This is a genomic window from Promicromonospora sp. NPDC060204 (assembly GCF_042728455.1).
Taxonomy (GTDB): domain Bacteria; phylum Actinomycetota; class Actinomycetes; order Actinomycetales; family Cellulomonadaceae; genus Promicromonospora.
Genome location: NZ_JBHWZO010000408.1, coordinates 1 through 3,214, shown reverse-complemented (window position 1 = coordinate 3,214; position 3,214 = coordinate 1). Strand labels below are relative to the sequence as shown.

Genomic DNA, 3,214 nt, shown 5'->3' with positions numbered 1-3,214 from the left:
CCCTTCGCACGAGGGTGCGGACCGCCGTCCGCGTTCCCCTCGGCTTCGCCGTGGGCAGCACCGGTGCGCTGTAGGCGAAACGGCCGCCGAATCGGAAGTTCTGGCGGCATGAGGCACGTTAGGGTCGAGCGACACGACGTCTTAGGACGTGGTCCACAGACGAGAGTCAGAACCGAGGAGATGGACGTGAACGATCTGCTGCGGATGGATGCTGGGCCGGTAGCGCGGACGGAGGGTGCTGGCTTCGGGCTCAACGACTCCATCTACAACCGGCTGCTCAAGGAGCGCATCATCTGGCTGGGGTCGGAGGTGCGCGACGAGAACGCGAACGCGATCAGCGCGCAGATGATGCTTCTCGCGGCCGAGGACCCCGACAAGGACATCTGGCTTTACATCAACTCGCCCGGCGGCTCCATCACGGCCGGCATGGCGATCTACGACACCATGCAGTTCATCAAGCCGGACGTGGCGACGGTCGCGATGGGCATGGCCGCCTCCATGGGGCAGTTCCTGCTGTCCTCCGGCACCAAGGGCAAGCGGTACATCACGCCGCACGCCCGCGTGCTGATGCACCAGCCGTCCGGCGGCATCGGTGGTACGGCCACCGACGTGCGGATCGGCGCGCAGCTCATCATGCACATGAAGAAGGTGCTCGCCGAGCTGACCGCCGAGCAGACGGGCCAGACGCTCGAGACGATCATCAAGGACAACGACCGCGACAACTGGTTCACGGCCTCCGAGGCACTGGAGTACGGCTTCGTCGACCACGTCGTCGAGACCGCTGCGCTGGCCGGCGGCGGCGGCATGAACAGCTGACCGCCCGGAAACGCATCAAGAGCTTTCTCAAGAGGAGATGACCGTGAGTCCTGAAGCCCAGTTCGTCGCAGCCGCAGAGCGCCTTGCCGGCGCCCGTTCGGGTGCACGGATGCCTTTTGCCACCGCCGGCGCCATGCCGTCCGCACGCTACGTGCTCCCGCAGTTCGAGGAGCGCACCGCGTACGGCTTCAAGCGCCAGGACCCGTACACCAAGCTGTTCGAGGACCGCATCATCTTCCTGGGCGTCCAGGTCGACGACGCGTCCGCGGACGACGTCATGGCCCAGCTCCTGGTCCTGGAGACGCAGGACCCGGACCGCGACGTGATGATGTACATCAACTCGCCGGGTGGCTCGTTCACGGCCATGACGGCGCTGTACGACACCATGCAGTTCATCAAGCCGCAGATCCAGACCGTGTGCCTGGGCCAGGCGGCGTCGGCCGCGGCCGTCCTGCTGGCCGCCGGCCAGCCGGGCAAGCGTCTCGCGCTGCCGAACTCCCGCGTGCTGATCCACCAGCCCGCGATGGAGGGTGGCGGCTACGCGCAGGCCTCGGACATCGAGATCCACGCGAACGAGCTGATCCGCATGCGCGAGTGGCTCGAGATGACGCTCGCGACGCACAGCGGCAAGACGCAGGAGCAGGTGCGTGACGACATCGAGCGCGACAAGATCCTGACCGCCGCCCAGGCCAAGGAGTACGGCCTGGTCGACGAGGTGCTCGAGTCGCGCAAGCCCGTCACGGTCGTGACGAACTGACCGCTGAGGTCTGGTCCGTCGAGACCGCAGGCGTCCGACGCCGGGGCCGTGCCACCAATACCGGTGGACGATCCGCCCCGGCGTCGGGCATTGTGGGACACGCCGCGCAGAATCTGACAAAATTGTCATGATCTGGTGAAAATCGGTCAGGCGACCCGCCGGGCCGCCCGGCTGACAACAGGCCACCGGTGGTGTGGAATGGATCTGAGACCGCTCGACGTCGCGGATCTGCTGGGCCAGCCGGCCCGTGCAGGACTTCGCGAGGGTGCACAAGGCGAGGAGACAGGTAGTGGCGCGAATCGGTGACGGCGCGGAACTGCTGAAGTGCAACTTCTGTGGCAAGTCGCAGAAGCAGGTGAAGAAGCTGATCGCCGGACCCGGCGTCTACATCTGCGACGAGTGCATCGAGCTGTGCAACGAGATCATCGAGGAAGAGCTCGGTGAGGCTGCGGAGCTCGGTCTGACAGAGTTGCCCAAGCCCCGCGAGATCTTCGACTTCCTCGAGCAGTACATCATCGGCCAGGACCCCGCCAAGCGCGCCCTGGCCGTTGCCGTCTACAACCACTACAAGCGCATCCAGGCCGGCGAGGCGGGGCGCTCGATCGGCCCCGACGACCAGGACCCGGTCGAGATCGCCAAGTCGAACATCCTGCTCATCGGCCCCACGGGCACGGGCAAGACCTATCTGGCGCAGACGCTCGCCAAGATGCTGAACGTCCCGTTCGCCATCGCCGACGCGACCGCGCTGACCGAGGCCGGCTACGTGGGCGAGGACGTCGAGAACATCCTGCTCAAGCTCATCCAGGCGGCGGACTACGACGTCAAGAAGGCCGAGACGGGCATCATCTACATCGACGAGGTCGACAAGGTGGCCCGCAAGGCCGAGAACCCGTCGATCACGCGCGACGTCTCCGGCGAGGGCGTGCAACAGGCGCTCCTGAAGATCATCGAGGGCACCACGGCCTCCGTGCCCCCGCAGGGCGGACGCAAGCACCCGCACCAGGAGTTCATCCAGATCGACACGACGAACGTGCTGTTCATCGTGGCCGGTGCTTTTGCGGGGCTGGACGACATCGTCGCCGCCCGCTCCCGCAAGCGCGGCATCGGCTTCAGCGCCCCCATGGAGTCCATCAACCAGGACGAGGACCTCTTCGCCGAGGTGCGGCCCGAGGACCTGCAGAAGTACGGCCTGATCCCCGAGTTCATCGGCCGCCTGCCCGTCATCGCCTCCGTCTCGTCGCTCGACCGTGACGCCCTGGTGCGGATCCTGACGGAGCCCAAGAACGCGCTGGTGAAGCAGTACAAGCGCATGTTCGAGATCGACGGCGTGGAGCTCGAGTTCGACGAGCCGGCCGTCGAGGCCATCGCCGAGCAGGCCCTGCTCCGGGGCACAGGGGCGCGCGGCCTGCGGGCCATCCTCGAGGAGGTGCTCCAGCAGGTCATGTTCGACGTGCCGAGCCGCGACGACGTCGAGCGCGTGGTCATCACCCGCTCGGTGGTGCTGGACAACGTGAACCCGACCGTGGTGCCCCGCAAGAGCCCCGTACGCGGCCGCCAGCCGCGCGAGAAGAGCGCGTAACACCCTGACGAACGAGGGGCGCCGAGTCAGCGTCTTGGTCCGCCTCGTCCCGGGTAGAAACC

At 66.7% G+C, this 3,214-nt stretch carries 3 protein-coding genes; all 3 read left to right on the top strand.

The features are described from left to right. Positions 1 to 180 precede the first annotated feature (180 nt). The 3 genes from ACFWEJ_RS28095 to clpX all read left to right on the top strand — a co-directional run bounded on the left by ACFWEJ_RS28095 (position 181) and on the right by clpX (position 3,152). Complete coding sequence (locus ACFWEJ_RS28095) at positions 181 to 816, top strand: ATP-dependent Clp protease proteolytic subunit (protein ID WP_377232455.1); 636 nt, start codon at positions 181 to 183, stop codon at positions 814 to 816. A gap of 43 nt (positions 817 to 859) precedes the next feature. Then, a complete protein-coding gene (locus tag ACFWEJ_RS28090) occupies positions 860 to 1,573 on the top strand; it encodes an ATP-dependent Clp protease proteolytic subunit (protein WP_377232454.1) in 714 nt (237 codons plus the stop codon). A gap of 289 nt (positions 1,574 to 1,862) precedes the next feature. Beyond that, entirely contained in the window at positions 1,863 to 3,152 is a 1,290-nt protein-coding gene (gene clpX, locus ACFWEJ_RS28085) for an ATP-dependent Clp protease ATP-binding subunit ClpX (RefSeq protein ID WP_377232453.1), read from the top strand. The last annotated feature ends 62 nt before the right edge of the window (positions 3,153 to 3,214 follow it).